Origin of the sequence: Frankia sp. AvcI1 (assembly GCF_001420875.1) — a bacterium.
GTDB classification, from domain to species: Bacteria; Actinomycetota; Actinomycetes; order Frankiales; family Frankiaceae; genus Frankia; species Frankia alni.
In genome coordinates this window covers 25,140-51,417 of record NZ_LJFZ01000017.1, presented here as the reverse complement: position 1 = coordinate 51,417, position 26,278 = coordinate 25,140, and the positions used below count along the sequence as shown (strand labels likewise).

General features: G+C 73.4%; 17 protein-coding genes, 1 tRNA gene and 16 pseudogenes. 15 read left to right on the top strand and 19 right to left on the bottom strand.

Going from position 1 to position 26,278, the window contains the following annotated elements:
• Position 1: 1 nt before the first annotated feature.
• The 6 genes and pseudogenes from UK94_RS18020 to UK94_RS18005 all read left to right on the top strand — a co-directional run.
• Positions 2-1,951: diguanylate cyclase (locus tag UK94_RS18020; protein ID WP_235488485.1), on the top strand; the 1,950-nt coding region annotated here is incomplete at its 5' end.
• 1,096 nt (positions 1,952-3,047) lie between these two features.
• Positions 3,048-3,456, top strand: a pseudogene (locus UK94_RS56655) (AMP-binding protein); the annotation flags it as partial.
• A gap of 1 nt (position 3,457) precedes the next feature.
• Positions 3,458-3,665: pseudogene (locus UK94_RS56650) on the top strand (AMP-binding protein); the annotation flags it as partial.
• 1 nt (position 3,666) lies between these two features.
• Positions 3,667-4,146, top strand: a pseudogene (locus tag UK94_RS56645) (AMP-binding protein); the annotation flags it as partial.
• Between the two features lies 1 nt (position 4,147).
• On the top strand, positions 4,148-4,547 hold a 400-nt coding region (locus tag UK94_RS56640), incomplete at its 5' end, for a fatty acid--CoA ligase family protein (protein WP_235488483.1).
• A 187-nt stretch (positions 4,548-4,734) separates the two neighbouring features.
• Complete coding sequence (locus UK94_RS18005; RefSeq protein WP_011603122.1) at positions 4,735-5,679, top strand: thioesterase family protein; 945 nt, start codon at positions 4,735-4,737, stop codon at positions 5,677-5,679.
• A 14-nt stretch (positions 5,680-5,693) separates the two neighbouring features.
• On the opposite strand, the gene UK94_RS56635 is transcribed toward UK94_RS18005, so the two are convergent.
• The 13 genes and pseudogenes from UK94_RS56635 to nadD all read right to left on the bottom strand — a co-directional run.
• Entirely contained in the window at positions 5,694-6,146 is a 453-nt protein-coding gene (locus UK94_RS56635; RefSeq protein ID WP_313949540.1) for a Na+/H+ antiporter NhaA, read from the bottom strand.
• Position 6,147: 1 nt separating this feature from the next.
• A pseudogene (locus UK94_RS56630) lies at positions 6,148-6,852 on the bottom strand (Na+/H+ antiporter NhaA); the annotation flags it as partial.
• Between the two features lie 213 nt (positions 6,853-7,065).
• Positions 7,066-7,290 (bottom strand): hypothetical protein, encoded by a 225-nt coding sequence (locus UK94_RS17995; RefSeq protein ID WP_041939025.1) that lies wholly within the window; start codon positions 7,288-7,290, stop codon positions 7,066-7,068.
• A gap of 148 nt (positions 7,291-7,438) precedes the next feature.
• Positions 7,439-7,741 (bottom strand): hypothetical protein, encoded by a 303-nt coding sequence (locus tag UK94_RS17990; protein WP_055750773.1) that lies wholly within the window; start codon positions 7,739-7,741, stop codon positions 7,439-7,441.
• 531 nt (positions 7,742-8,272) lie between these two features.
• Complete coding sequence (locus UK94_RS56625; protein WP_041939024.1) at positions 8,273-8,659, bottom strand: hypothetical protein; 387 nt, start codon at positions 8,657-8,659, stop codon at positions 8,273-8,275.
• A 103-nt stretch (positions 8,660-8,762) separates the two neighbouring features.
• Positions 8,763-9,236: class I SAM-dependent methyltransferase (locus UK94_RS32780; protein WP_235488481.1), on the bottom strand; the 474-nt coding region annotated here is incomplete at its 3' end.
• A gap of 1,286 nt (positions 9,237-10,522) precedes the next feature.
• Positions 10,523-11,254 (bottom strand): ice-binding family protein (locus UK94_RS17975; RefSeq protein WP_235488479.1); only part of this gene is annotated, 732 nt, incomplete at its 3' end.
• Between the two features lie 830 nt (positions 11,255-12,084).
• Positions 12,085-12,158 (bottom strand) — tRNA-Ala (locus tag UK94_RS17970).
• Between the two features lie 79 nt (positions 12,159-12,237).
• Positions 12,238-12,800, bottom strand: a pseudogene (locus tag UK94_RS17965) (histidine phosphatase family protein); the annotation flags it as partial.
• 1 nt (position 12,801) lies between these two features.
• On the bottom strand, positions 12,802-12,939 hold a 138-nt coding region (locus tag UK94_RS56620), incomplete at its 3' end, for a histidine phosphatase family protein (RefSeq protein ID WP_235488554.1).
• Positions 12,936-13,111: pseudogene (locus UK94_RS56615) on the bottom strand (ribosome silencing factor); the annotation flags it as partial. The pseudogene UK94_RS56615 and the gene UK94_RS56620, both read right to left, overlap by 4 nt.
• Positions 13,112-13,137: 26 nt before the next feature.
• The coding region (gene rsfS, locus UK94_RS56610; protein WP_235488476.1) for a ribosome silencing factor at positions 13,138-13,385 on the bottom strand (248 nt) is incomplete at its 3' end.
• 277 nt (positions 13,386-13,662) lie between these two features.
• A pseudogene (gene nadD / locus UK94_RS17955) lies at positions 13,663-14,195 on the bottom strand (nicotinate-nucleotide adenylyltransferase); the annotation flags it as partial.
• 290 nt (positions 14,196-14,485) lie between these two features.
• Between nadD and UK94_RS56605 the strand changes: the two are divergent.
• The 5 genes and pseudogenes from UK94_RS56605 to UK94_RS17945 form a co-directional block, all read left to right on the top strand.
• A pseudogene (locus UK94_RS56605) lies at positions 14,486-15,241 on the top strand (phosphoglucomutase, alpha-D-glucose phosphate-specific); the annotation flags it as partial.
• Between the two features lies 1 nt (position 15,242).
• Positions 15,243-15,560, top strand: a pseudogene (locus UK94_RS56600) (phosphoglucomutase, alpha-D-glucose phosphate-specific); the annotation flags it as partial.
• Position 15,561: 1 nt separating this feature from the next.
• Positions 15,562-15,995 (top strand): annotated as a pseudogene (locus UK94_RS56595) (phosphoglucomutase, alpha-D-glucose phosphate-specific); the annotation flags it as partial.
• Positions 15,996-16,002: 7 nt separating this feature from the next.
• On the top strand, positions 16,003-16,153 hold a 151-nt coding region (locus UK94_RS56590; RefSeq protein WP_235488551.1), incomplete at its 5' end, for a hypothetical protein.
• Between the two features lie 364 nt (positions 16,154-16,517).
• Entirely contained in the window at positions 16,518-17,684 is a 1,167-nt protein-coding gene (locus UK94_RS17945; protein WP_235488550.1) for an acyltransferase, read from the top strand.
• A 144-nt stretch (positions 17,685-17,828) separates the two neighbouring features.
• Here UK94_RS17945 and UK94_RS56585 read toward each other — a convergent pair.
• The 6 genes and pseudogenes from UK94_RS56585 to UK94_RS17930 form a co-directional block, all read right to left on the bottom strand.
• Positions 17,829-18,134, bottom strand: a pseudogene (locus UK94_RS56585) (VWA domain-containing protein); the annotation flags it as partial.
• A 1-nt stretch (position 18,135) separates the two neighbouring features.
• A pseudogene (locus UK94_RS56580) lies at positions 18,136-18,441 on the bottom strand (VWA domain-containing protein); the annotation flags it as partial.
• Position 18,442: 1 nt separating this feature from the next.
• Positions 18,443-19,259 (bottom strand): annotated as a pseudogene (locus tag UK94_RS76205) (hypothetical protein); the annotation flags it as partial.
• 12 nt (positions 19,260-19,271) lie between these two features.
• Positions 19,272-19,499 (bottom strand): annotated as a pseudogene (locus tag UK94_RS56570) (MoxR family ATPase); the annotation flags it as partial.
• Position 19,500: 1 nt separating this feature from the next.
• Positions 19,501-20,159: MoxR family ATPase (locus UK94_RS17935; RefSeq protein WP_235488474.1), on the bottom strand; the 659-nt coding region annotated here is incomplete at its 3' end.
• Positions 20,160-20,324: 165 nt separating this feature from the next.
• A partial coding sequence (locus tag UK94_RS17930) for a glutamate-5-semialdehyde dehydrogenase (protein WP_041939022.1) occupies positions 20,325-21,582 on the bottom strand: 1,258 nt, incomplete at its 3' end.
• 227 nt (positions 21,583-21,809) lie between these two features.
• Here UK94_RS17930 and UK94_RS17925 point away from each other — a divergent pair.
• From UK94_RS17925 to UK94_RS56560, 4 genes and pseudogenes are all read left to right on the top strand, one after another.
• Positions 21,810-22,998, top strand: a 1,189-nt coding sequence (locus UK94_RS17925) for an exonuclease SbcCD subunit D C-terminal domain-containing protein (RefSeq protein WP_268761422.1), incomplete at its 5' end; no start/stop codon positions are given.
• A pseudogene (locus tag UK94_RS56565) lies at positions 22,998-23,553 on the top strand (SMC family ATPase); the annotation flags it as partial. The gene UK94_RS17925 and the pseudogene UK94_RS56565, both read left to right, overlap by 1 nt.
• A 2,147-nt stretch (positions 23,554-25,700) precedes the next feature.
• Positions 25,701-25,927 (top strand): annotated as a pseudogene (locus UK94_RS74235) (hypothetical protein); the annotation flags it as partial.
• 1 nt (position 25,928) lies between these two features.
• Positions 25,929-26,189: hypothetical protein (locus UK94_RS56560; protein ID WP_235488472.1), on the top strand; the 261-nt coding region annotated here is incomplete at its 5' end.
• Positions 26,190-26,278: the final 89 nt, after the last annotated feature.

Genomic DNA, 26,278 nt, shown 5'->3' with positions numbered 1-26,278 from the left:
NCTGCACCACGTCATCGAGGCGTTCGGCCGCTGCTTCGACCTGCACCTCATGCCGATCGAGGGGCCCGAGGGCGAGGTGAGCTACCTGACCTGCGTGGCGACGGACGTCACCGAACACCAGCAGGCGCTGGCCACCCTGCGGACCCGCTCGGTCGAACAGGCCATGGTGGCCGACCTGGGCCAACAGGCGCTGGAGAGCCGCGACGCCGCCTCCATGTGGACCCGCGCCGCCCGGACCCTCGCCGAACACCTCGCGGCCGGCACCGTCAGGATTCACGAACTCGACGACGCCGGCCGGCGCACCCGCACCCTCGCCGACGTCTCCCCGGACGGCGTCTCCCCCGACGGCGTCTCCGTCGACGACCCGGCCCAAGCCGGCGGCGGGGCCGACGAGGCATCGTGCCCGTCACAGATTTCTGCCGGGACCGTCATGGGCGGTCACGAGCTCGTCGTCGCGGCCGGCCGGGGTGATCGTCCGTCGGCGGTGATCGAGGTGAGCCGCCGCCCACCCGCACCGGCGTTCAGCGAGCAGGACGTGCAGTTCGTCCGCTCGGTCGGCGCCGTGCTGGGAGCGGCGGCGGTGCGCCTGCGGATGGAGGACGAGATCCGCCGTCGGTCCCTGCACGACGGGCTCACCGGGCTACCCAACCGGACGGCGCTGCTCGACCGGCTGGACCGGGCACTGCGGCGGGCGCGCGGGGACGGGACCCGCATCGGCGTGCTGTTCATCGACCTCGACGGCTTCAAGACGATCAACGACACCCTGGGCCACCAGGCCGGCGACCACCTGCTGCGACTGACGGCGGACCGGCTCGAGCACGCCGTGCGGCCCGCCGACGTCGTCGGGCGGCTCTCCGGCGACGAGTTCGCCGTGCTCTGCGAGGACGTCGACTCCCCCGCGGCCATCGAGGCGATCGCCGACCGGGTGCTCGCCACCCTGGACACCCCCTGCGTGCTGCGCGAACGCACGGTCCTGCTGTCAGCCAGCGTCGGCATCGCCCTGTCCGAGCCGGAGACCGCCGACGGCGAGGATCTGCTCAACGCCGCCGACATCGCGATGTACGCCGCGAAGCGCCGCGGGCCGGGGCGGCGGCTGGCGTTCGACGAGGTGATGCGCACCCGGCTGATGGCCCAGATCACTGAGAACGACGAGCTGCGCCGGGCCGTGACCGCCGACGAGCTGGTCATGCGCTACCAGCCGATCCAGGACCTCGACCGGCTGATGGCCGGCGCGGAGGCGCTGCCGCACTGGCGACATCCACGCCGGGGGCTGGTGCCGCCCGCACAGTTCCTGCCCGATCCCGCGCAGGTCGGCCTGCGGGTGCCGATCGACCGCTGGGCCGTGGGCCGGGCCTGCCGCGCCGCCGCCGCCGCGTGGGCGGACGGACGCCCTGACGGCACGCCGCCGCCGCTGCTGACCGTGGCCGTCTCCAGCCGCTGCCTCGTCGAGGCGCGGTTCGTTCCCGAGCTGGACGTGCTGCTGGCCGCCACCGGTGCCGACCGCCGCTACCGGCTGTGCCTCCAGATCACCGAACGGGAGGTCGCCGATGACGAGACGGCGCTGTCGGCGGCCTTCGGCGAGCTGCGCCGGCTGGGAGTCGACCTCTGCGTCGACGACTACGGGTCGGCCCGGACGATGGCCTCCGCCATGAACCGGGTGCCCTTCGGCTACATCCGGCTCAACGGGACGTTCGTCGACGGCGTCGACTCCAGCCCGGTGCGCCACGCCGCCTCGGGCGCCCTCATGCACTTCGCGCACGCGCTCGGCATCCGGGCGATGGCCGGCGACGTCGGGACGGCCTCGCAGCTGGACGCACTCCGGGCGCTGCGCTGCGACCTCTTTCTCGGCCCGGTGATCGGCCCGAGCACGGCGCGGCTGCCCCGGCTGGCCGGACGCGGGGACGCGCCGGACCTCGCCCACCGCCCCGCGCCCCCGTCGCGCGAACGGTGACGACCTCGCCCGGCGGCCGACTCCCAGCGGTGACGGCCAGCGACCACCACCCCGGCAAGGTGGTGACGATGCTGTCAGACCTGCCTCGGTCACGGGGCGCCGCGAGCAGCCCGGCGTCACCTGCTCGCCCGCCGCGACGACCGCCGCGGCACGCTGCGAGGACCTCCCACCCGACGGATCCGGCGGATCACCGGCGGCGCCGGGCCGGCGTCCGGCGGGGGCGGCCGCGCGCCGCGGCGGCCCGACGGCCTCGCCACGGCGGGCAGAACCGGACCGGGCAGCAGGTGATGGCCGTTCCGGCCGGGCGCCGGCGCATCGGCTGCCCCCAGTCCGAATCTGAGGTTCAATGAGCGATGAAACGTCTAACTTCGCACATGAGATGTACGGCCGGGTTCCGGCACGACCGGGATCACGCCGCGGACATACACCTGCAAACGGGGCCTGCCCACACCCGGCGTCACGTGACATCGTTGTTAGAAATCGAGGTAGCCTCGTATGCTTGGGTGAGACGTCGCCGCGTGCGGGCAGCCGCCCCGGCGGCGGCTGCGGTGGCCGGCATGGGCGTGCTCGCCCGGCGGCCGTCGGCCGACCGGCCCGCGGGCGAGATCCCGCCGGGGCCCGTCGGCGTTCACCTCGATCCACGTATGGGCGGCGATGTCGCTTCCGCCCGGGGCGGTGGCGCCTCATCCCCCCGGGCAGTAGAAATCAGGAAAGGCGTGGCTCCCTCCGCTCCGCGAGAGGAACACGCGCGAGCGAGGAGGTCGAGAACGTGAGCCTTGTCACCAAGCCCGGTACCCGCTACCGGTCCGCCGTCGACCAGACGGAGATCATCGTGGTGAAACCCGCGAAGGGACCGATCGATCTGCGGTGTGGCGGCCATCCGGTCGTGGCGATCGGCACCGAGGCCCCCACCGGGCTCACCCTGGACCCCGCCTTCTCCGCCGGNACGCCGCTGGGCAAGCGGTTCGCCGACACCGACACCGGCCTCGAGCTGCTGTGCACCAAGGGCGGCACCGGTTCCCTGTCCATCGGGGAGGTCATCCTCGCCCAGAAGGACGCCAAGCCCCTGCCCTCCTCTGACTGACGGGTAGCCACGATGCACCTCGGGATGCTTCTCGAAATGGCCGCGGACGGCATGGCCGACCGGGTCGCGCTCGGCCCGTTGGCCTCCGGTCTGACGTTCGCCGAGCTGGCCAGCCGGGCCCGGCGCCTGGGTGCCGCGCTCGAGGCGCGGCCGGGCGAGCGGGTCGGGCTGATCGACCTGAACTCCCCCGCGGTTCCCCTGACCCTGTTCGGCTCGGCGATCGCCGGCAAGCCGTTCGTGCCGATCAACTACCGCCTGGCGGATCCGCAGCTGCGCGCCATCGTCGCCCGCACCGCCCCGGCGACGATCATCGTGGGTGAGGGTGTCGTCGAGCGGGTCGGGCCAGTCGACGGCGTCGAGTTCCTCAGCCGGGCCGAGGCCCTGGCGCTCGCGGAGGACCCCGAGGGCAAGGAGAAGGACGNCTGGGGCGGCGACGCCGACGACATCGCCGTCCTGCTGTTCACCAGCGGCACCACGGGCGAGCCGAAGGCCGCCGTGCTGCGGCACAGCAACCTGACCGAGTACATCATCTCCACCGTCGAGTACGCCGGCTCGGCCGAGGACGAGGCCGCGATCGTCAGCGTGCCGCCATACCACATCGCGGGCATCTCGGCGGTGCTGTCGTCGACCNATTCCGGGCGCCGGGTGGTCCAGCTCGAGGCGTTCGACCCGACCGCCTGGGTCACCATCGTCCGGGAGGAGTCGATCACCCACGCGATGGTCGTCCCGACGATGCTCGGCCGCATCCTGGACATCGTGGAGGCCGACGGCCTGGGTCTGCCGTCGTTGCGCTCGCTGTCCTACGGCGGCGGCCCGATGCCCCTGCCGGTCATCGAGCGCGCGGTCGGCCTGCTGCCGAACGTCGGGTTCGTCAACGCCTACGGCCTGACCGAGACCTCCAGCACCATCGCGGTGCTGGGTCCCGACGACCACCAGGCGGCGTTCGCCAGCGACGACCCGGCGGTCCGCGCCCGGCTCGCCTCCGTCGGCAAGCCGCTGCCGACGCTCGAGGTGTCGATCCGCGACGCGGTCGGCATCGAGGTGCCCGTCGGCGAGCGCGGAGAGATCTACGTGCGCGGCGGCCAGGTGTCCGGCGAGTACCTCGGCCGGGNCACGACGCTGGACTCCGACGGCTGGTTCCCGACCCGCGACGAGGGCCACCTCGACGAGGCCGGTTACCTGTTCGTCCACGGCCGGCTCGACGACGTGATCGTGCGCGGCGGCGAGAACCTGTCGCCGGGCGAGATCGAGGCGGTGCTGCTGGAGCACCCGGGCGTGCTCGAGGCCGCGGTCGTCGGGATCCCGAACAAGGAGTGGGGCGAGCAGGTCGTCGCCGCCGTCGTCACCTCCGGTGGGGTGACGGAGGAGGACCTCAAGGCGCACGTCCGCACCCGGCTGCGCTCCAGCCGGACGCCAGACCACATCCAGTTCCGCGAGGAGCTGCCGTTCAACGAGAGCGGCAAGCTGCTGCGCCGGGTGCTTCGGACCGAGCTGTCCGAGGCCTTCACCTGATCGGTTCCGCATCGCGCGCCCGCCGGTCGGCTGCGACCGGCGGGCGCGGGACGCGGACGGGGCGCGCGGCCGCGTCCCGTCAGCTTGCGGGCCTGCCACGGACGGCCGGCCCCTCGGGCGTGCCGGGGACTGACCGCTGTTCGGTGACGCGCGCCGGCGAGGACGACGAGGCGAGGATGAGCTGATCATGACTGTCGTTCCCACCGGCCCCGGTCCCGTCGGGGAGCCGGCCCTCGGCGCCCCGTCCGCCGCCGCGGCCGCCGATGTCGCCCTGCCGCTGCAGGATGTTCTCGGGGTCCGGGAGTCCGAGCCGGACGTGTTCGTCGGTGCCCGGGGGGCGCGCGCCCGCGCCGGCATCTTCGGCGGGCAGCTCGCCGGCCAGGCACTCGCGGCGGCCCAGCAGACCGCCGAGTTCCCGGCGCACTCGCTGCACGGCTACTTCCTGCAGTCCGGCGACCCGGAGATCCCGGTGAGCTACCACGTCGAACGCCTGCGCGACGGTCGCTCGTCGGCGGTGCGCCGGGTGGTCGCCCGCCAGCAGGACCGCCGGCTGTTCGAGGTGATGGCGTCGTTCACGATCCCCCGGGACGGGCTCGACCACGCCGATCCGGCCCCGCCCGACGTGCCCGATCCCGAGTCGGTCGCCGACCTGCCCAGCCATCTCGCCGCCTGGGGTTTCGGCGGCCCGCTGCCCCCGCACTTCGCGGTGCTGGACTTCCGGCCGGTCAGTGTCGTGTCTCCGCTCGCGCCGCGGGCGTATCCCCCCAGCCAGCAGGTCTGGTTCCGGGTCAGGACCGCGCTGGGAGACGATCCCCGCGTCCACCTGCAGGCGATCACCTACGCATCCGATCTGTATCTGCTGGCCACCTCGCTGCGACCGCACGGCATCGCGTCGGCGAGCCCCGGGGTGTCGTTCGCCAGCCTCGACCACGCGATCTGGTTCCACCGCCCGTTCCGCGCCGACGAGTGGCTGCTGCACGACCAGCACTCCCCGACCGCCTCCGCCGGCCGCGGGTACTCGACCGGAAAGATCTTCCGGCGGGACGGCACCCTGGTCGCGACGACCGCCCAGCAGGGCTTCATCCGCCCGCCAGCCGGCGCCGTCGGCGAGCAGCGCCCGCCGACGCGCTAGGACTGCCCCGCGCGTCAGGCGTCCGGGCCGTCCTCGTGGTCGTCGGCGGCGGTCTCGAGTTCGTGGATCCGCGCGTAGGCGCGGTTGCGCAGCCGCAGCACCACCGTCGCCAGCAGGGCGGCGGTGACCGAAGCGGTCAGCACCCCCACCTTGACGTGATCGTCGCGGGCGCTGCCGGGCCCGAACGCCAGCTCCCCGATGAGCAGCGACACCGTGAACCCGACCCCGCCGAGCAGCGCGAGCCCGGCGACGTCGACCCAGGCCAGGCCGCGCTCGAGGCTCGCCCCGGTGAAGCGGGCGACGAACCAGGTCGTCGCGAAGATCCCGATCGCCTTGCCGACGACCAGGCCGACGACGACGCCGAGGGCGGCCCGGTCGGACAGCGCGTCGCCGAGTCCGCCGAGCCCGCCGACCGTCACCCCCGCCGAGCAGAAGGCGAACACCGGCACGGCCACGGCCGCCGACAGNGGCCGCCACCGGTGCTCGAAATGCTCCGCGAGCCCCGGTCCCGCCTGCGGTCCCCCGGCCCCCTCGCTGCGCAGCACCGGCACGGCGAAGGCGAGCAGCACCCCGGCGACCGTGGCATGCACCCCGGAGGCGTGTACGAGCGCCCAGGTGAGGACCGCGAGCGGCAGCAGCAGCCACCACGCCCGCACCCGCCGCTGCACCAGCAGCGTGAACGCCGCCAACGGGACGACGGCGGCGACCAGCGGCACCACGGACAGCTCACCCGTGTAGGCGACGGCAATGATCACGATGGCCAGCAGGTCGTCGACCACGGCGAGGGTCAACAGGAAGGTGCGCAGCGCCGTGGGCAGGCACCGGCCGACGACAGCGAGCACCGACAGGGCGAAGGCGATGTCGGTGGCGGTCGGGATCGCCCATCCCCGCAACGCCCCGCTGTGCAGGTTCAGCAGCGAGTACAGCACGGCCGGGACGGCGACTCCGCCCGCGGCGGCGGCCACCGGCACCACCGCGCGGCTCGGGTCGCGCAGGTCTCCGGCGACGAACTCACGCTTGAGTTCGAGACCGGCGACGAAGAAGAAGATCGCCAGCAGCCCGTCGGCCGCCCACTGCTGGACCGAGAGGTCCAGGTGCAGCGCCGCCGGGCCGAAGTCGGTGGCCAACAGCGAATCGTAGGTGCCCGACCAGGGTGAGTTCGCCCAGCCGAGGNCAAGGACGGTGGCGGCGAGCAGCAGCGCCCCGCTGATCGTCTCGTCGCGCAGGATCCCCGCGATCCGCCGGNTCTCCGCCCAGGAACCGCGGGCGAACAGGCGGACACGTCGCGTCTGCGGGTTCAGCACGGTCTCCCAGCGTCCCGGGTCGGGCCGATCATCGCCGACCAGACTTCCCGGCACACCATGGTCGACCGTAGCCGAGCGNCGCTCACCTGGCCGCGTGCCGCCTGGCGGCCCACCCACGCACAGCCGCCGCCCCCGCGCTGACCATCGCGAGCATCATCGGCTGCCCGCACCGCCACCAGCCGTCCTCCCCCGCACTCCCGACATCGACGCTCCCAGCACCGACCCAGCCGACCAGCGCCGTGGCCACGGCCGTGAACCCGGCCAGCCGGGCCGCGGCTCGCCCGGGCAGCATCGGCCCGATCAGCACCGCGGGCAGCGAATCGGAGCGAGTGTCCCCCAGCGGTCGCCACATTCCACGGCGAGCAGAGCGGCGACGAAGGTCGCGCCCACGGCCACGCGCAGCAGGACCGACACCGTCCCCGCCGCCGAACCGCCCGGCCCGCCGCGCACCGGCCTCACCGACCGGGTGTTCCCGCCATCGTCAGAAATGCGCCCGAATCGTTGCGCCCGTCCCGGCCGTTCCGCTCCTCCCGGCCGTTCCGCTCCCTCCGGCCGGCGAGGTTGACTGCGGGCGCCACCCCCTCCCGGTAGGCCGCACCGTCAGGTCCGTAACGGACGGGTCGGCACAGCGCCGACGCCCCGAAACGGCGCCGGTCCCGGACCTGGTCATGCCAGATCACCAGGGCGGGCAGGAGGAACATCACGGTCAACAATGCGACGGCGAGAAGTATTCGATCCCATTCGAACTCGGATTCCACCGGTTACCCCTTCGGTCGATGAGCGTCTTCCGGCGAGCAGTCTCCGAAAAGCCCGAACTCCGAGGCCGGTCCTCTGCCGCCACCGCAGCGCCACCGGGAGCCGCATCCACCGGACGGATGTCCGAAAACGCCGAAGGCGGCCAACGAGTGCGGACCAGCGGGTGCAGCGAGAACGCGTGCCAGCGGGCACGCACCACTAGCGGCCTTCCGCGCCGCCGGCGCAGGTCCGCAGGTGGGCAGGTGGGCAGCCGCCCTGCCGGCTCGCGAAACGCGACACGGCGGGTGGCCGATTTGGGGCGCGCGTCCCCGCGGCGTCAGCGCGCGGAACACCTGTCCCCGGCCAACCCGGCACTCGGCCGCGGCCCCGGGCCGATCCCAGGACGACCGGTGGCAACAAGACCGAGGTCTCGCAGACGCCGGTCGGTCGCTGCACAGGCGTCGCGAACACCAGGCAGTCGCTGCACAGGCCTCGCAAGCGCCAAACAGGCGCGCCGCGGGCTCAGCGGGCGCCGGGCGGTCCCCGGCGCGGGCCTACCTCGAGAGTGGGCGGGACGGCCGCGGCGGGCCGCGAGCGGTCCGGCGCTCGGCGGGGCCGTCGGGACGGCCGCTGCGGCGCATGGTGCGCCGCCAGCGGCCAAACCGAGGAAGGGCGAGGGCGACGGCGGCCGCGGCGAGGACGAAGGTGCTGGGATGGCCCGCCGACCAGGGCCCCGTCACCAGGGCTCGCGCATCCTGGCGGGGGGAGGTGGTCTCCGCGGGACCGACCGGGACGGCAACCGCGGTGACCGCCGGCAGCGCCCGCTCAGCCGCCTGCAGGCCCGCCGGCCGACCGCCGACGCCGGAGGTGAGGAGGCCCGTGAGCAACAGCAGCGGGGCCACCCAGGCGGCGCGCAGGCGCCGGTGCTCGAGGGTGGCCATGCGCACAGGCTAGACCAGCGGGAAGGCCCGGGCCGACCGGACCGTGAGGTGAACACCACCGCGGTCCGTCGGGGGTGTTCGCCCGGGTCGTCAGCCGGCCGGNGCCACCCGTGGAATCGACCAGGGGCCGGGTCCCCTGGAAACGGAAGCTGGCCGCCGTCGTGGCGATGCGCGTCCGCTCGAACCCGGCTGCGGCGAGCCGGTCGGGCAACCGACCTGGGTCGACCGTGACCGAGGTGTCGCCGAGGTGGATGAGGCGGAAGCCGAGGCTCGTCAGGCTGTCGCTGCCCGCGAAGACCCCGCCCGGCCGCAGCACCCGGAAGGTCTCGGCGAAGAGCTGATCCTGTTTCGCCGGTGAGGGCACGTGATGCAGCATCGTGAAGGCCACCACCGTGTCGAAGGAGCAGTCCTCCGCCGGAATCCGGGTGGCGTCACCGTGCAGGATGCGCACCCGCTCGCCGAGGCTGCCGTCGAGCAGGCGCGCCGACTTCTCGTCTATCTCCAGCGCGGTCAGCGACGGCGTGAGGTTCACGAGCACTCGGGTGGTCGCGCCGAAACCGGGCCCGAGTTCCAGCACGTCCTTTCCCAGGGAGACGTCCTCAAGCGCCTACGGGAGGAATTCTTCGCCGCCGCGTCGGCCCATCGTCCGGACGCGCACAGCTTTCGGTGCACCAGATTCATCGCCATGTTCGGACCCTAGATCCGCCCGTTCGCGACGGCCATCCACTAGCCTGCCAATGTATGTGGAGCAGCGGTCACCTTCCCGGGATCACCGACGGCCGGCTTCACGGCGGCGGCCCTGGTGCCGTCGCGATCGCGGACTTTCAGATGTCGCCGAGGCACCGATTCGNCCAGCATCGCCATCTCGTCCATCAACTGGTCTGGGCGCGTCGCGGGGTGCTGACGGTCCAGGTCGAGGCGGAGGCGTGGTTCCTGCCGCCGACGCTCGCCCTGTGGATCCCCGCCGGGCTGGCCCACCTGACACGCAGCGCGGACGACGCCTGGATGCGCAGTCCGTACTTCCTGCCCACGCGCTGCCCGATCCCCTGGTCGTCGGCGACGGTGGTCGCCGTCGGGCCGCTGCTGCGCGAACTCCTCGACCATCTCGCCGTGTCCGATCAGCACCGCCGCCCGCCGCGCCGGCTATGCGACCCCGAGCGCCTTCGTCGCCGCCTTCCGCCGCACGATCGGCGTCCCGCCCGGCGTCTACTTCGCCCACCACCCCGCCCGGCNCCACCCGCCCGGCAAACACGACGACCAGCCCACCTGACCCACGCCACCCGCATCCCCGGGGACCCGCCCTCGGGGTTCGGGGAGCTCAGCCCCACACACAACAATGAAGACGACCCGTTTCTCCGCCCAGCGCAGACGGGAGGATCTCGGGCTCTCCGGGCGAACGGCAGGAGTATTCGGTCTTTCCCCTGCGACCTCCGGTGACAGCAGCCCCGGAATGCCGCAGGGCCCCCGACCGTGAAACACGGCCGGGGGCCCTGTGCACTCTCAGGGCGGAATCGGAGGTCAGAAGCCGACGAGCTCGTAGAGGGTCGGTGAGACGCTGGCGGTGAAACCGGTGGTACCGATGTAGATCGCCTTGATCCGGTGTAGGCCTGCGGTGAGGGGGGCGGTGAACGCCGCGTGGCCGGTGTTGTCGAGGGTGGCGACGTTGCGAAGCGCGGGCCCGTCGACGAACGCGACGAGGCCGGTGGGGACGGTTGTGCCGGTGCCGGCCACGACGGTGGCGGTGAAGGTGACGGGCTGCGCCGTCGGGGCAGGGTTGCGGGTGGAGACGAGGCCGGTGGTGGTGCTGACGGGGCCCTGGACGCCGACCGGGCGGGTGATCGTGTCGGTGTCGAGGGTGACTGNGCCGTTGCGGGCCAGAATGCGGCCGTCCACGGTCACGCCGGTGGTGACGGTGATGGAGGTGAGGGCGAGGACGGTGCCCCTGAGAATGGAGTAGGTGCCAAGGGTCGCGGAGCTGCCGACCACCCAGAAGACGTTGGATGACTGGGCGCCGTTGAGGAGGGTCACATTGCTGGCGGATGCGGTTATCAGGGTGGACGCGGCCTTGAAGATGAAGACGGCGTTCGGGTCGCCCTGGGCATCGAGGGTCAGGGTTCCGGTGATGCCGAACGTGCCGGCCGGGGAATCGTACACACCGGGGGTTTCAGTGGTCCCGCCGAGTTCCACGGGAATCGTGGCGGTGGTGGGGGTCGCCGCGGCGGCGTCGTAGGCGGCAGCGAGGTCGTTCTTGGCCTGGATCGCGGCGCTGTCGGCGGCGTGAACGGTGCCGGTTACCCGGCCGGGCGGGAATCCGGTGACCGCGGTGCCCGGACTGAGCCCGAGATCGCCGTCGACGGTGGTGATGCCGGTGTTCGTGATCGTGGACCCAGCGAGAGTCGCGTAGCCGGCGGCGGTGCCGAGGTTGACCGTCGGGGTGGCCGCGTGGGCACCCGTGGCGCCGACCAGCCCGATCAGGATGGTTGTCGCGCCGACGACGGTGAGGGTCTTGGTGTACCGGGATCGGGCGGTCTTGCGGTGGGTTGTGGCTCGGTGGGTGGTAGCGCGGTGGATGGCGCCTGGGAGGCGGGTAGTCACCATGGGTTTCCTTAGGAAGGCCTACAGCATGGCCGATCTTTCGACCGCTCCGTAGCTTAGGGCATCCATATGGATACTTTAGGTAAGCTGTTGTAGTTTCCCAGTCGCCTGTCCTCGCGCGCAGCGGTCGTTCCCCGGGGTTCGCTGGCGCGCGGCCTACCGGCGTCGAACTCCACGGGGGCGATCAGGAAATGTACGCCGAAATGTCCAGGAGTCGGCTGTGACGACTCAGGTTGTCGGACCGAAATCGGCTGGTACGGGGCTGTGGGACTGTCTCCGCGAGTCTCAGCACACCCCGCGCGTCACCCGCGATCATGACTGCTTGGCCGCTGGGAAGAGTCACACCAGTTGTTGCGTATTCCGTGTCCGGCGAGCCGGCCCTGCCGGCTGTCGCGGGAACACTGCCGCGACAGCCTCGGCGCCGTCAGCGTGGTAAAGGCGATCGGCTTCCGACAGTGCCGCCGCGCAGGTCTGCCTCCCGCACCTCACCCGAGGGCTGTCCGGCGTAGGACGTGAAGCGTTTCGATCCGGGCACTTCCGCCCTGTTCAGTCTCACGAATCGTGGAGACACCGAGGTCGGCCGCTTTCCGCACGTGCTTCCTGGGTCAGGCCCCGCCGCCGGCGCAGGCTCTGGAGAGTGACGCCCGGTGCCGGCTCGTCCACCGCCGCACCCTCTTCTCGCCCCAAGCGCGAAAGGTCACCCACCCCCACTCACCCCACCCACGGGCAAGTTCGTGGGGGGGTTTCGGGGGGGCTCGGCCCCCCCGACAAAATAAAGAGGCGCCCTGTTTCTCCCCAGAAAGGGAGAAAACAAGACGCCCAAAGTCTCGTGGAGCTGAGGGGATTCGAACCCCTGACCCTCACACTGCCAGTGTGATGCGCTACCAGACTGCGCCACAGCCCCAACTGCTGTTCATTTATATCAGACCGAGTGGACCTCGGTGTGTTGCCCCCCTGGCACCGATACCGCCGCGCCTGGTGGGCTACTTCGGCAAGTGTACAGGCTCCGTGTCGGACTCCGTCGGGGCCCCCTGGCTCGGCAGGAGGGACTCGGACAGACCCGATCCGGCGACGCCGACCTTACCAGTCAGCAGCGGACCCGCGTTGTGCTCGGCGAGCCGGTACCCGCCCTCGACCTGGCGCAGGACCGACCACCGGCAGTTCGCCAGCGGCCCGAAGTGCCACCACAGCTCCGGCGGCAGGCCGAGCACGTGGCCGATCAGCGAGCGCGCCGTGCCGCCGTGCAGCACGAACACGACGAGACCCGCCGGCCCGGACGGCTGCCCTTCGGCGCGGATCTCGTCGAAGACCTCCCCGGCGCGCCGGGCGACCTCGCGGTAGGTCTCACCGCCGCCGCGGCGGACGTCGTCGCCCCGGCGCCAGGCCCGGTCCTCCTCGGGGAAGCGGTCGGCCGCCTCGGCACCGGTGAGTCCGGACCACAACCCGAGATCGATTTCGCGCAGGCGTGCGTCGGAGCGAAACGGCAGGTCGAGCCCGGCCGCGGTGTCCCGACAGCGCTGCAGATCGGACGAGACGACCAACTCCGNACGCATCGCCCGGATGATCGGGGCCACGGCGGCGACCTGGGCCCGGCCGGTGGCGTCCAGGGGCGGATCCGCATGCCCCTGGAAGCGGCCGACGTCGTTCCAGGTGGTCCGACCGTGCCGCCAGAGCAGCAGCCTCACAGGGCGTTCGCCGGGCCGCCACCGAGCGGGCCGGACGCCGAGGAGGCCCCGGCCGCCGAGGTTCCCGCCCCGGCCGCGACCCCGACGGTCGCGTCGGTGAACGGAATCACCGGGCAGTCCTTCCACAGCCGTTCCAGGGCGTAGAAGACGCGCTCTTCGTCGCGCTGGACGTNCACGACGACGTCGNCGAAGTCGAGNAGGACCCAGTGGCCCTCTCGCTCTCCCTCGCGCCGGACGGGCTTGGCCCCGAGCCGGCGCAGCTTCTCCTCCACCTCGTCGACGATGCCCTTGACCTGCCGCTCGTTGCCCGCGGAGGCGATGACGAAGCAGTCGGTGATGGCCAGCCGCTCACTCACGTCGAGGATGAGCAGGTCGTGGCCGAGCTTGTCGGCCGCCGCCTGGGCAGCGGCGAGGGCAAGTTCGACGGCTCGCGGGGAAGCGGTCACGCTGAGGGTCTCCAGGGTGGCGACGTCCGCGGGACGGCCACCACCGGTCGCCCCGCGCGCCGCCCGGGGTCGGGCGGCTTAGTCCAGCGTGACACATCCCCGCCCGGTCAGGGCAGCCATCAGGCCGGCGACGGNCCGAAAATCGTGATATTGCCGGACCACCACGGTTCGGGACGGTCCCGCACCGCGTCAGGCCGACGGCCTTCGTCGTCGTTGGCATCTACCGGCCGGGCACCGGTGGGTGCACCGGAGCGTCGGGGCCGTCGTCAGGCCGTCGTCAGGCCCTCGACTGGTAGAGGTGCCGCTTGGCGATGTAGCGCACCACGCCGTCCGGCGTGAGGTACCAGATCGGGGCGCCGCGGCCGACCCGCTGACGGATGTCGGAGGACGAGATCGCCAGCGCCGGCACCTCCAGCAGGCTCACCGAGTTCGCCGGCAGCGCGGCGTCCAGGGCGAGCTGGTAGCCGGGGCGGCTGACGCCGACGAAGTGCGCCAGCTCGAACAGCTCACGATGGTCCCGCCAGGTGAAGATCTGGGCGAGGGCGTCGGCGCCGGTGATGAAGAACAGCTCGTCGTCCGGTCGGGCTCCGCGCAGATCGCGCAGGGTGTCGATGGTGTAGGTCGCCCCACCCCGGTCGATCTCGACCCGGCTGACGGTGAACTGCGGGTTCTCCGCGGTGGCGAGGAACGTCATCAGGTAGCGGTCCTCGGGGTCCGAGACCACGCGGTGGACCTTCTGCCAGGGCTGCCCGCTCGGCACGAAGACGACCTCGTCGAGGTCGAACAGGGCGGCCACCTCGCTCGCGGCGANGAGGTGCCCGTTGTGGACGGGATCGAAGGTCCCACCCATCACGCCGAGACGCACGACGCCGACAGTAACGCCGCAGGCCCGGCACACGCGCGCGGCGCCGGGCCGGACGGGAGATGTCCCACAAAGCCCCCCACCAGAGGTGCGGTGCGCTGTGCCCGGTTCTGGGGCCCGGAGCGTGCACAGCGCACCGCAGTCGAGCCTGGGACGAACCAGCCCCGCGGGGGACGACCCGACTAGGCTGACGGCAGGCCGCCGGCCACCCCCGTCCCACCGCGAGGAGGCGCCGCCCATGCCGATCAGCCCACGCGCGGGCCAGCCCGCCGCCCCCGAGGACCTCATCGACGTCGACGCTCTGCTCGCCGCGTACCAGGACGTCCATCCCGATCCCGCGGACCCCGCTCAGCGGGTGTCGTTCGGGACCTCCGGGCACCGCGGATCGGCGCTGCGCGGCTCCTTCAACGCCGACCACATCCTCGCCACCACCCAGGCGATCTGCGACTTCCGGGCCGCGGCGGGGGTCGACGGCCCGCTGTTCCTCGGGATCGACACCCACGCCCTGTCCGCCCCCGCGCTGGCCAGCGCCCTGGAGGTGCTCGTCGCGAACGGCGTGGCAGTGCGCATCGCGCCGGACGGCGAGGCGACGCCGACCCCGGTGATCTCGCACGCCATCCTGGGGCACAACCGTGACCGTGGCGCCACCGCGGCGGGCGGGGCGTCCGGGCGCGGGCTCGCCGACGGGATCGTGGTGACGCCGTCGCACAACCCGCCGGCCGACGGCGGCTTCAAGTACAACCCGACCCACGGCGGACCGGCCGACACCGCCGTCACCAAGGTCATCCAGGACCGGGCGAACGCGCTGCTCGAAGCGGGTCTCGCCGGCGTCGCCCGGGTGCCCTACGCGCAGGCGCGGGCGGCCGCGGCGGTGCACGACTACGTCGGCGCGTACGTCGCCGACCTGGGCGACGTCGTCGACCTCGACGCGATCCGCGCCGCCGGCGTCCGCATCGGCGTCGATCCGCTCGGCGGCGCGAGCCTGGTCTACTGGNAGGCCCTCGCCGAGCGGTACAAGCTCGATCTGGACGTGGTCAACACCACCGTCGATCCGACCTTCTCGTTCATGACGACGGACTGGGACGGCAAGATCCGGATGGACCCGTCGTCGCCCTACGCGATGGCCTCCCTGCTGCGCCACGCCGGCTCCTTCGACGTGGCGGTGGCCAACGACGCCGACGCCGACCGGCACGGCATCGTCACCCCCGGCGCCGGGCTGCTGAACCCGAACCACTACCTGTCCGCGGCGATCGCCTACCTGTTCGGCCACCGCACCGGTTGGCCCGCGGGCACGGCGATCGGCAAGACCCTGGNGAGCTCCAGCATGATCGACCGGGTCGGTGCGGGCATCGGCCGCGCCGTCGTCGAGGTACCGGTCGGCTTCAAGTGGTTCGTCGACGGCCTCACCGACGGCACCCTCGGCTTCGGCGGGGAGGAGAGCGCGGGCGCGTCGTTCCTGCGCCGCGGCGGCGGGGTGTGGACGACGGACAAGGACGGCCTCATCGCCTGCCTGCTCGCCGCGGAGATGACGGCGGTGACCGGCCGCGATCCCGGGGCGCTCTACCAGGAGCTGACCGAGCTGCACGGCGCGCCGGCGTACCGGCGGGTCGACGCGCCCGCCACGGCGGCGCAGAAGAAGATCCTGGCCGCCCTCACCCCGGCGAGCCTGGCCGCGACCACGCTGGCCGGTTCCCCGGTGACCGCCGCGCTCGCACAGGCGCCCGGCAACGGCGCGGCGATCGGCGGGGNGAAGGNCGTCACCGCCGACGCCTGGTTCGCGGCCCGCCCGTCCGGCACCGAGGACGTCTACAAGATCTACGCGGAGAGCTTCCGCGGGCCGGAGCACCTCGAGGAGGTGATCACACAGGCCCAGGCGATCGTGGACGCCGCCCTCCTTCGCGGGTGACCCGGCTCCACCCCCAGGACCCCGGCGGGACCCCCAGGATCCCGGCGGGACCGCTAATGCCCGCCAAGGCCCCCGAGGTCGGCCCGCCAGGACCTCATCCGGTACCGATCCGGCAAAGGTGACCGCGCTCCCCCTCCGCGGACGACTACCGTGCAACGGTGCTCAGCGCACTCGCCGTGTGGATCCTTGGGGGGAGACCATGACGCCCACACCCGAGAACGCCCCGCCGGACAACACCTCCGCGGCCCCGCCCGGTACGGGGGACGAAGCCTCCACCGCCTTACCGCCCGCCACGGCGAAGCCGCACAACCCCGCCCTCGACGGGCTGCGGGCGATCGCCGTGNTGGCCGTCTTCGTCCATCACATGGGCCTGCTGCCGGGCGGGTACCTGGGCGTCGACCTGTTCCTCGTCCTCAGCGGCTTTCTCATCACCGGCCTGCTGCTCGCCGAACGCGACCGCACCGGCCGGATCTCGCTGCGCGCCTTCTGGGGACGGCGCGCCTTCCGGCTGCTACCCGCCTTCTACGTCTTCGCCGTCGTCGGCGTGCCGCTGGTACTGCTGCTCAAGAGCCACAGCGACCAGGTCCAGTTCCTCTGGAACGGGCTGGCCTCGGTGTTCTACGTGGCGAACATCCAGCGGACGTTCGACCCACCCGGCGGCGACTCGTGGTTCGGCCACACCTGGACGCTGTCCATGGAGGAGCAGTTCTACCTGCTCTGGCCGCTGGCGCTGGTGGTGATCTGCGGCCGTTCTCGGCTGCGGCGACGGCTGCCGACCCTGCTGATCGGCGCGATCCTGCTGGTGGTGATCTGGCGGGAGATCCTCATCGTGGACGGTCAGGAGAACCTGCGCATCTACTTCGGGCCCGACGGTCGCGTCGACTCGTTGCTGGTCGGCTGCCTGCTCGGGGTGTGGCGGCATCAGGCCGTCGCGCCCCCGGCGCTGGGCTGGAGCTCCCGCGGCCCCCGCCAGGCGGCGATCCTGCGCGACGTCGCCCGGCTGGGACCGGCGGCGCTGATGGCCCTGGTCGCCCTGTTCGTGTTCGGCCCGGACCTGCACGGCCGGCCGAACTGGCTGGCCTACGGGGGCTACACGGCGGTCGCCGCGGTCGCCGCCGTCGCGGTCCTCGCCGCGGACCAGCAGCGCCCCGCCTGGCTCGCCGGTTTCCTCAGCACCCGGGTGATGAGCTGGATCGGCCGGATCTCCTACAGCTTCTACTTGTGGCACTTCCCGGTCACCGGGACGGCCCTGGACAAGCTGATGCCCCGGGTCGGGCGGGTGCCCGCGGCGGGCGTGGCGCTCGTCATCAGCATGGGTCTGGCGAGCGCGTCGTACTACCTCGTCGAACGGCCGGTGCAACGGCGCCGGCCCGCCTGGACGAACCCGGGGACGGGCCGCGTCCCGCGCCAACGCACCGACGCGGCGCCCGCCGGCGGCGTGGGTGTCGCCGGCGTCCCCGGCGCCGTCATGCCGGCCACCGCGACCCCCACGGGCCCCGTCGGCGGCATCGCACCCGTCCCCGCCGACTGACCCCGGTCCGGCCCCGACCGGCCGCCGAACCGCGCCGCGGGACGGCCGCCGCGTCGGGCTCTGCTTATCCAGAGGGTTCCGCGCCCGATTTATCCCTCTGGATAAGCAGCCGGGACCTCGACGGCGACAGCCGGGGCTAACGGGTCAGGAGGGCAGGAGGCGCTCGATGAAGACCTGGAGCTGGTCGATGTTGCGGCACTCGACCATCTCGTCGACCAGCTCGGCGTAGACGTCGGTCGCCGAGTCGCCGGAGCCCCAGTAGGTGCGCGGCTCCGGGTTGAGCCAGTAGGAGTGCCGGGCCTGCGCGCACAGCCGCCGGAACACCGTCGCCGACGTCGGCCGGTAGTTGTTGCGCGCGTCGCCGAGGATGAGCAGCGACGTCTTCGGGCCCACCGCCTCCGGGTACTTCTCGGCGAAGACCTCGATGGCGTGGCCGTAGTCGCTGTGCCCNTCAAACCAGACCAGGTCGGCCTCGCCGGAGATCCGCGCCATCATGTCGCCGAGGTCGAGGCCGCGCAGGAAGCGGGTCACCTCGTCGGTGGTGTCGATGAAGGCGAACGCGCGAACCTTGGAGAACTGCTCGCGCAGCGCGTGGGTCAGCATCAGGGTGAAGTGGGCGAACGACGCGACCGAACCGGAGACGTCGCACAGCACGACGAGCTCGGGCTTGTGCGGCTTGTGCGGACGGTGCTTGGTGTCGACCGGCACGCCACCGGTGGCCAGCGAGGCGCGGACGGTGCGCCGGAAGTCCAGCCGGNCGGTGCGGCCGAGGCGGCGCCGCGCGGTCAGCCGGGTCGCGAGGCGGCGGGCGAGCGGGTGAACCTGCCGGCGCAGCTCGACGAGGTCACGCTGGGAGGCGCGCAGGAACTCGACCTGGTCGCTGAGCGGCTTGACCGCGCTGCGCTCGACGGCCTCGATGCCGCGCTCCTCGGCCATCCGGCGGCGCACCTCCGCGCCCACCAGCTCCTCGAACTCGCGGATCCGGTCGGTGATGGTCTGCCGGGCGGCCCGTTCGGCGAGGCCCCCGCGTTCCTGCTCGCCCAGCAGCGCCGAGAGCAGGTCGGAGATGAGCGTCTCCGCGGACATCGCGCGCAGCACCCGGTACAGGAACCAGGAGCGCCCGGCGCTGCCCCGTGCCGACCCGAACGCGCTCACCGCCTGGCGGGCGAGCTGACGCAGCGCCTCGTCGTCGCCGTCGCGCAGGGCGTCGAGCAGCTTGTCGCGCAGCGCCTGGCGCAGCGCCTCGAGCTCCTCCGGCGTCAGGTCGCCGGGATCCGGCTCGCCGTCGCCGGCCGCGCCGTCGCCGGCGGCCGCCGGGTCGTCAGCGAGGTCGTCCAGCGAGACGCCGTCACCGATGCGCGGCGGGAAGTACAGGTCGAACAGGGTGTCGAAGGCGGGCCGGTACACCGGTCGTTTGCACAGGGTCGCGGCGAACGACGCCCGCACGCCGTCGCGGTCGGCCCAGCCGAGGGCCCCGACGGCGCGGGCCGCGTCCACCGTCTCGGCGCTGCTGACCGGGACGCCGGCCCGGCGCAGGGCGGCGGTGAACTCGACGGTGCGGTCCAGCAGGTTCATGCCGGCGCCCCCTTAGTTCGCGGTGAGCTTGAGGTGGCCGATGGCGCGGGCCTGGTCGCTGGCGTGCTTGAGCACCACGCCGAGGGTGGAGGCGACGGCCGCCTCGTCGAAGGTGTCGAACCCGAGCGCGAGCACCGTCTGCGCCCAGTCGATGGTCTCGGCGATGGACGGTGCCTTCTTCAGCTCCATCGCGCGCAGCGCGCGCACGATCCGAACCAGCGACTCGGCGAGCTGCTCCGGNAGCTCCGGGACCCGGGAGAGCACGATCTCCTTCTCCCGCTCGGCCGAGGGATAGTCCAGGTTCAGGTAGAGGCAGCGCCGCTTGAGCGCCTCGGACAGCTCCCGGGTCGCGTTCGAGGTGAGGATGACGAACGGGCGCTGGGTCGCGCTGATCGTCCCGAGCTCGGGAATCGTCACCTGGAAGTCCGACAGCACCTCCAGCAGCAGGCCCTCCACCTCGACGTCGGCCTTGTCGGTCTCGTCGATGAGCAGCACCGTCGGCTCCTCGCGACGGATCGCCGTCAGCAATGGCCGGGAGAGCAGGAACTCCTCGCTGAAGATGTCGTCGTGGGCCTGCTGCCAGCCCTCCGTGCCGCCGTCGCCGGAACCGGCCTGGATGCGCAGCAGCTGCTTCTTGTAGTTCCATTCGTACAGGGCGCGGGCCTCGTCGAGGCCCTCGTAGCACTGCAGGCGGATCAGCTCGGCACCGACGGAGGTGGCCAGGGCCTTGGCGAGTTCGGTCTTGCCGACCCCCGCGGGGCCCTCCACGAGCAGCGGCTTACGCAGCCGGTCGGCAAGGAAGACCGTGGTGGCGATCGCCTCGTCCGCGAGGTATCCGGTCCCGCGGAGGCGTTCCCGCACGTCCGCGACGTCGGCGAAAGCGTGTTCCTGAAGCGACATGGCCACCTTCCGTCCCCGTGTCAAGCATCGCCACGTCCATAGTGCCAGGATGAAGCCCCAGACGGGCGACTACGCCCCGCCCGCGGCTTTGGTCCGGCCCTGACGGGCGATACCGTGCGTGCGCACCGGGGCCGCAGCACCCCCGGCCGCCGCCGGGATCGCCTNAGCTCACGAGATGACCGTCGCCGACGCCGACCCACGTCGTCGAGGTCAGCTCGGGCAGGCCCATCGGCCCCCGCGCGTGCAGCTTCTGGGTGGAGATGCCGATCTCGGCGCCCATGCCGAACCGCTCCCCGTCGGTGAACCGGGTCGAGGCGTTCACCATCACCGCGGCCGAGTCGCAGCTCGTGATGAAGCGCCGGGACGCGCCGAGCGAGCGGGTGACGATCGCCTCGGTGTGCCCACTGCCCCACCGGCGGATGTGCGCCACCGCGTCGTCGAGCGAGTCCACGACGCGCACGGCCATGTCGAGCGACAGGTACTCGGCCGCCCAGTCGTCGTCGGTGGCGGGCACGGCACGCGGGTCCACCGCGCACACGGCCTCGTCGCCGTGCACGGCGACGCCGGCGTCGTGCAGCGCGGCCAGCACCCGCGGCAGGAACCGCTGCGCCACCCCACGGTGCACCAGCAGCGTCTCCGCCGCGTTGCAGACCGAGACCCGGTGGGTCTTGGCGTTGACGGTGATCGCGAGCGCCTGGTCGAGATCGGCGTCGACGTCGACGTAGACGTGGCAGTTGCCGACCCCGGTCTCGATCACCGGCACGGTCGACTCCTCCACCACCGCCCGGATGAGCCCGGCTCCGCCGCGGGGGATGAGCACGTCGACGAGACCCCGCAGCCGCATCAGGTGCTTGACGGAATCGTGGTCGAGGCCGGGGACGAGCTGGACCACGTCGGCCGGCAGACCGCCCGCCGCGGCGACGTCGCGCAGGACCTCCACCAGAGCGGTGTTGGACCGCACCGCGGAGGCGCTGCCGCGCAGCAGCACCGCGTTGCCGCTTTTGAGACACAGGCCCGCGGCATCGACGGTGACGTTCGGTCGCGCCTCGTAGATGATCCCCACGACGCCGAGCGGGACGCGGACCTGCCGCAGCTCCATGCCGTTGGGCAGCACCCGCCCGCGCACGACCTCGCCGACCGGGTCGTCCAGCGTGGCGACCTGACGCAGACCGTCGGCCATGCCCGCCAGGCGGGCCTCGGTGAGGGTGAGCCGGTCGACCATGGCACCGGGCGTTCCCGCCGCCCTTGCCGCCGCGACGTCCTCGGCGTTGGCCGCGAGAATCCCCGCGGACCGGGCCAGGAGCGCCTCGGCCATCGCGAGCAGCACCCGGTCCTTCTCGCCGCGGCTGACCGGGGCCAGCAGGGCCGCCGCCGCCTTCGCGCGCACTGCCACGTCTCGGACAGCCTCCGCAGAGGTGATCATTTCCGGATCCTCCGTATGTGCGGGCGCCGCGGCGCAACCCACTGTCCCGAGGCTACCGGCGCCGGGCGACACTCGCGGCCGCTCGCGCCGAGCGGGTGACGATTCGGNGTTCTGGCTACCCACCGGCTCGGTGCCACGACCACGCCGGACCCCCGTGCCGAGCGGCCGCGGGCGCCTGCCTACCGTGCTCACATGCTCGCCCTGCACACCTCCGACTGGCATCTCGNCCGCGGCCTGCACGGCCACGACCTGCTGCCGGCCCAGGCCGCGTTCGTCGACCATCTCGTCGAGGTCGTCCGGGCGGAGTCCGTCGACGTGGTCCTCGTCGGCGGCGACGTGCATGACCGCGCCATCCCGCCGGTGCGCGCGCTGGAACTGTTCGACGAGGCGCTGTCCCGGCTGCGCGACGCGGGCACCCGGGTCGTGGCCATCAGCGGCAACCACGACGCCGCCCGCCGCCTGGGGGACAAGTCCGGCCTGCTCGACCCGCGGATCCGGCTCAGGACGGACCCGGCCGCGGTGGGCGTCCCCGTCGTCGTCGAGGACGGCGACGGCCCCGTGCGGATCTACGCGATCCCCTATCTGGAGCCGACGACCGCCAACGCCCTGCTGCCGGCACCGCAGGCCGGCAAGCCCACCGACGCGAACCCGGACACGGACCCGTACGGCGCAGACAGGGCCGGCGCAGACACGGCCGGCGCGGCGGCGTACTCGCAGGCCGCGACGATGCGCCGCGCGATGCGCGCCGTGCGGGCGGACCTCGCCGGCCACCCGGGCGCCCGCAGCGTCGTGCTCGCGCACGCCTGGGTCACCGGCGGCGCGGGCAGCGACAGCGAACGCGACATCTCCGTCGGCGGGGTCGGCAATGTGCCGTCGAGCCTGTTCGACGGCATCACGTACACCGCGCTCGGTCATCTGCACCGCCCCCAGGCGATCACCCCGGCCGTGCGCTACAGCGGCTCGCCGCTGGCCTTCTCCTTCTCGGAGGCCGCCGACCGCAAGACCTCCCTGCTGGTGGACATCGGCCGCGACGGGATCCGGACGGTCCGCGACGTGGAGGTGCCCACCGAACGGCGGATGGCGGTGCTGCGCGGCACCCTGCACGAGCTGCTGACCGCCGCGGCCTTCGCCGCCCACGAACGGGACTTCGTCGCGGCGGTGCTGACCGATCCGGTGCGGCCGGGTGACGCGATGGCGACGCTGCAACGGCGCTTCCCCCACGCGCTGCGCCTCGCCCACGAACCGCCGGCCGGCGCGGCCGACGAGCGCAGCTTCGGCGAACGGACCCGCGGCCGGAGCGACCTGGAGATCGCCACGGCGTTCGTGGCGCACGTGCGCAGCGATCCGTCGCCGCGGGAGCGGACGCTGCTCGCCGAGGCCCTCGACGCGGCCCGGATCGCCGAGGAGGCGGCCTGATGCGCCCCCACCGGCTGCGCCTGGCGGCGTTCGGGGCCTTCCCCGGGCAGGTCGACGTCGATGTCGACCGGGTGAGCGGCGGCGGCCTGCTGCTGCTGTGCGGCGAGACCGGCGGGGGCAAGACGACGCTGCTCGACGCGATCGGCTTCGCGCTGTTCGGCGAGGTCCCCGGCCTGCGGGGAAAGATCGCCGGCGGCCCGGACCTGCGGTCCCATCACGCCGACGCCTCGGCCCGACCGGAGGTGAGCCTGGAGTTCTCGGTCTCGGCCGGGCGCTACCGCATCACCCGCAGCCCGGCCTGGGACCGGCCCAGGCGCGGCGGCGGCACCACCCGGACCCATCCCACCGCCCGGCTGGACCGGCACACCGCCGACGGCTGGGACACCCTCGCCACCCGCCCCCAGGACGTCGGCCACGAGATCGGCCTGCTGCTGGGGATGACCCACGACCAGTTCTTCCAGGTCATCATGCTGCCGCAGGGACGATTCGCCGACTTCCTCCAGGCCGGGCACGACGACCGGGAGAAGCTGCTCAAGACCCTGTTCGGCGTCGGCCNCTTCGAGTTCACCGAGCAGTGGCTGCGCGACCGGGCCAAGACCGGCCGCGACGGGCTGGCGGTCGCCACGGCCGAGCTCGGTCGGGTGGCCGCGCGAATCGCCCAGGTCGCCGGGGTGGCCGAGCCCACCGACCCGACGCACGACCCCGGCTGGGCCACCGAGCTGGCCCGCCAGGCAGACGCGTCGGCTGCCGCGGCCGAGGCCGCGCACCGGACGGCCGGCCAGGCCCGCGCCGCCGCCGACGCCGCGCTCGCCGACGCCCGCGATCTCGTCCGCCGCATCGACCGGCGCCGGGCGCTCACGGCGCGCCGCGACGAGCTGGACGACCGCCGGGTCGCCGTCGATCGGCTCGCCGACGACGCCGACGCGGCTCGGCGGGCCGCGGTCGTCTCCCCCGCGCTGACCGAGCTGCGCCGGCGCACCGCAACCGCCCAGCAGACCCGGGCGGCCGCCGACGCCGCCCGGCAGCGCCTGGCCGAGCACCCCCCGGGCCTGCTCCCCGCCGGCACCCTCGCTGCCGGCACCCTCGCTGCCGGCACGCTGCCCGCCGGCACGCTCCCCGCCCATCAGCGCGACGATCCGAGGGAGCCCGAAGGCGTCGAGGAGCTCGCCGGCCTCATTCGGCTCGCCCACGTCGAGGTCGGCCGGCTGGAAGGTCTGACGCGGACCCTGGCGGAGGCCGAGGACGACGACGCGGCCGCGAGGGAGGCCGAGCGCGAGGCCGAGGAGCATCGGCGCGACGCCGAGGCGCTCACCGGCCGGATCGACGCGCAGCTGCCGGCGGTCCGGGCGGCGGCCGAGTCCCGGGTGGCCACGGCACGCCGCGCCGGCGCCGCGCTGCCGGCCCTGACCGAACGGGCCCGGTGGACCCGCGAACTGGCCGACGCGGTCGCCGAGCAGCACCGCGCCCGTGCCGACGCCGACGCCGCCCGCGACCGCGCCGCCGCAGCCCGGGCGCACGCCGGGGACGTGCGTCGGCAGCGCTTCGACGCAATCACCGCGGAACTCGCCGCCGCGCTCGTCGACGACACGCCCTGTCCGGTCTGCGGCGCGTGCGAACACCCCGATCCGGCGGAGGTCCGTGCCGATCATGTGAGCAAGGACGAGGAGACCGCCGCCGAGCAGGCGGCGGACCGCCTCGGCGCCGACGCGGCGGCCGCGCTGCGCGCCGCCGACCGGTGGGAGACGCAGATCCGCACGCTGCATGCCGAGCTGGCCCGCGAGCCGTCCGACTCCGTGGAACCGCCAGTCCCGCCAGTCCCGCCGGTCCCGCCGGTCCCGCCGGTCCCGCCCGGCGCAGGCGCGGACGAACCGCCCGACCCGCTGTCACAGGTCCGGCGCTTCCAGGTCGTGGAACTGCTCGACGACCGGGCGCCCGCGTCCGCACACCGGCTCGCCGAGCTCGCCGCCCGAGTGGACGACCTGGTGGCGGCCCGCACCCGGGCCACCGCGGATCTGACCCCCGCCGAGGCCGCGACGCTCGCCGTGTACGAGGAGGAGAAGGACGCCGCCGCCCGCCTGGCGGCCGCTCGGTCCAGCGAGCAGGCGGCCCGGTTGCGCGCCGCGCAGATGCGCCGGCTGGCCGCGACGAGGCTTACCGCGGTTCCCGCCGACCTGCGCGACGCCGAGGCCCTGGCGGCCCGGCTGAACGCGGTGACGACGCTCGCCGCCGACCAGGAGGCCACGCACGAGGCGGAGCTGGCGGCCGAACGGGCCCGCGCGGAGCACGTCCGGGCTGGCCTCACCGCGCTCGACCTCGTGCGCCAGGCCGGCTTCGTCGACCTGGACGACGCCGCCGCCGCCGTCCGCGACGAGCCCTGGAGACGCACCGCCGAGCAGGAGGTCCTGGAGTACCGGGAGGAGACCGCCGCGGTCGCCGCGGCGCTGGCCGGTGACGATCTCGCCGTCGACCCCGACATCACGGTGCCCCTCGCCGAGCACGCCGCGGCCGCCGAGGAGGCTCGCCAGGCACACGAGTCCGCCGTCGCGACGCTCGCGCGGGCGAGCGGGCGGGNCGCCGAGCTCGCCGCCCTCCACACCACCTTCACCGCGGATCTCACCGCGCTGGGTCCCCTGCGCGCCGAGGCCGACGAGCTGCATCAGCTCGCCGAGCTCGCCGCGGGCCGCGGCGGCAACACCGAGGGAATGCCGCTGTCGAGCTTCGTGCTCGCGGCCCGGCTGGAGGAGGTGGCGGCCGCGGCCAGCCGGCGGTTCGCCGCGATGAGCGGCGGGCGCTTCACCCTCGTCCACGACACCGAGGAGCGACGCGACCGGCGTCGACGGGCGGGGCTGGGTCTGCTCGTCGAGGACGCGTGGACGGGCCGGCGGCGCAACACCAGGACGCTGTCCGGCGGCGAGACCTTCCAGGCCGCNCTGTCGCTGGCCCTCGGCCTCGCCGACGTCGTGACCGCCGAGGCCGGCGGGCGGCGGATGGACGCGCTGTTCATCGACGAGGGCTTCGGGACGCTGGATCCCGACAGCCTGGACGAGGTGATGGGCGTGCTCGACGAGCTGCGCTCCGGCGGCCGGCTCGTCGGGGTCGTCAGCCACGTCGCCGACCTGCGCCAGCGCATCCCGAACCAGATCCAGGTCGTCAAGGGCACGAACGGCAGCCGGGTCGAGACCACCCCCTGACCCGAANCCCCCGCCCCCCGCCCCGACGGCCCGACGGCGCGACCGCGCGGACCGCGGTGCGTTCTGCGCGGTCCGCGGGCCGACACCGT

Bases quoted from the DNA above. Each gene is read 5' to 3' on its own strand.
- UK94_RS18005 (WP_011603122.1), top strand. From the start codon at position 4,735: ATGACTGTCGTTCCCACCGGCCCCGGTCCCGTCGGGGAGCCGGCCCTC.
- UK94_RS56625 (WP_041939024.1), bottom strand. From the start codon at position 8,659: ATGGCCACCCTCGAGCACCGGCGCCTGCGCGCCGCCTGGGTGGCCCCG.
- UK94_RS17945 (WP_235488550.1), top strand. From the start codon at position 16,518: ATGGGCCTGCTGCCGGGCGGGTACCTGGGCGTCGACCTGTTCCTCGTC.